The organism is Candidatus Deferrimicrobiaceae bacterium (genome assembly GCA_035256765.1).
In the GTDB taxonomy this organism is placed as follows: Bacteria; Desulfobacterota; Deferrimicrobia; order Deferrimicrobiales; family Deferrimicrobiaceae; genus CSP1-8.
Map to the genome: position 1 here is coordinate 1 of DATEXR010000051.1, position 2,408 is coordinate 2,408.

Annotated in this window: 1 protein-coding gene; it reads left to right on the top strand. The window is 65.4% G+C overall.

Translation table 11 applies throughout. From position 1 onward, the window contains the following. A partial coding sequence (gene gyrB, locus VJ307_01635; GenBank protein HJX72830.1) for a DNA topoisomerase (ATP-hydrolyzing) subunit B occupies window positions 1–2,408 on the top strand: 2,408 nt, incomplete at both ends.

Genomic DNA, 2,408 nt, shown 5'->3' on the forward strand with positions numbered 1-2,408 from the left:
GCGGACGAGTACACCGGCGACAACATTAAGGTTTTAAAGGGTCTGGAGGCGGTCCGGAAGCGCCCGGCGATGTACATCGGGAGCACGGACGTCCACGGCCTTCACCACCTCGTCTACGAGGTCGTGGACAACGCCATCGACGAGGCGATGGCCGGCTATTGCGACGCCATCTCGGTCACCATCCATCAGGACAACTCCGTCAGCGTGGACGACAACGGCCGGGGGATCCCCGTCGACGTGATGGCGGAGGAGGGGAAGCCCGCCGCCGAAGTGGTGCTCACCGTACTCCACTCCGGCGGGAAATTCGACCGGGAGACGTACAAGGTCTCCGGGGGCCTCCACGGAGTGGGCGTTTCCGTGGTGAACGCCCTCTCGGAGAGGCTCGACGCGGAGATCCGCCGCGACGGCTCCGTGTACCGCCTGGCCTTCTCCCGCGGGGAGACGATCGCCCCGATCCAGGTGACGGGGAAATCCCGCAAGACGGGGACGAAGATCACGTTCAAGCCCGACCCCGAGGTCTTCACCGAAAGGGAGTTCCACTTCGACACGCTCTCGCAGCGCCTGCGCGAGCTCTCCTTTCTCAACGCGGGCTTGAAGATCACGATCCTCGACGAGCGATCCGGGAAGTCCCACGAGTTCCAGTACAAGGGCGGAATCGCCTCCTTCGTCCAGCACCTGAACCGGAGCAAGAACGCGCTCCACGGCAAGCCGATCTTCGTGGAGGGGGAGAAGGACGACGTCCAGGCCGAAGTGGCCCTCCAGTACAACGACTCCTACCAGGAGACGGTCTTCGCCTTCGCGAACAACATCAACACGTACGACGGGGGCACGCACCTCATCGGCTTCCGCTCGGCGCTCACGCGCGCGGTGAACCAGTACGCCCAGAAGGGAAACCTGCTCAAAGGCGTGAAGGAGAACTTAAGCGGCGACGACCTGCGCGAAGGGCTGACCGCCGTGATCTCCGTCAAGGTCCCCGAGCCCCAGTTCGAAGGGCAGACCAAGCACCGGCTGGGCAACAGCGAAGTGAAGGGGATCGTGGACTCCCTGGTCTACGAGAAGCTGACGAACTTCTTCGAAGAAAACCCGCCCGTCGCGAGGAAGATCGTGGAGAAGGGCCTCGAGGCCGCCCGGGCCCGGGAGGCGGCGCGCAAGGCGAAGGAACTGGCGAGGCGAAAAGGGGCGCTCGACTCGGCAGGCTTGCCCGGGAAGCTGGCCGACTGCCAGGAGACCGACCCGACCCGGTGCGAACTCTTCCTCGTCGAAGGGGACTCGGCCGGCGGCTCGGCGAAGCAGGCGAGGGACCGTCGGTACCAGGCGATTCTCCCCCTGAAGGGAAAGATCCTGAACGTCGAGAAGGCCCGGATCGACAAGATGCTCTCTTCCCAGGAGATCCGGACGCTGATCACGGCCCTGGGCACGGGGATCGGGAAGGAGGACTTCGATCCCGCGCGCCTCCGGTACGGCAAGGTGATCATCATGACCGACGCGGACGTCGACGGCGCGCACATCCGGACCTTGCTGCTCACCTTCTTCTTCCGGCACATGCGGCCGCTCATCGAGGAAGGGAAAATCCACATCGCCCAGCCCCCCCTGTACGGCATCCGGAAAGGGAAGGGGATGACGTATCTCAAGGACAATGGCGCCTATCGGGATTTCCTCATCGAGAACGGCATCCAGGGCCGGCGCGTGGCGGGCGGCAACGGGCAGGGGTCGCTCACCGGCCAGCGGATGTCGGCGTGGCTGAAGAAAATCTCCCGCCTCGAGGAGATCGCCTTCCGGGCCGAACGTCGCGGCATGCCCTCCTTTGTGCTCCTGGCGCTTGCCCCGCGGGCAGCGGAAGGGGCGAATGCCCTCGAGAGCGAGAAGGGGGCGAAGAAGTTCTTCTCCTCCCTCGCCGCGGAGTGGAAGGTCTCCCGTCCGGACGTGACCCACGTCGCCTTCGAGACCGGGCCCGACCCGGACGAGGATGCCGAAAAGGCGGTCCGGGTCACGCTGCGGTGGAAGCGGGGCGGCCTGCCGATGGAGTGCACCATCGACCGGCATCGCCTCGGCATGGCGGATCTTCGGGAATCGAACGCCCTGTATACCCAGATCCGGGAGACCCTGCCGCCTCCGTACCGTCTCGACGGCGACATCGTCGTCCCCGAGGCGGACGGACCGCTGTGCCTTTTGGAACAGGTCCTCGAGGCGGGGAAGAAAGGGCAGACGATCCAGCGCTACAAGGGCCTGGGCGAAATGAACCCCGAGCAGCTCTGGGAGACCGCGATGGACCCGGAGAAGCGCGACCTGCTCCGGGTGGAGATCGGCGACGAGACCGACGCCGACGAGATCTTCACGAAACTGATGGGCGACCAGGTGGAGCCGCGGAGGGATTTCATCGAGAAGAACGCCCTGGAGGTGTCCTCGCT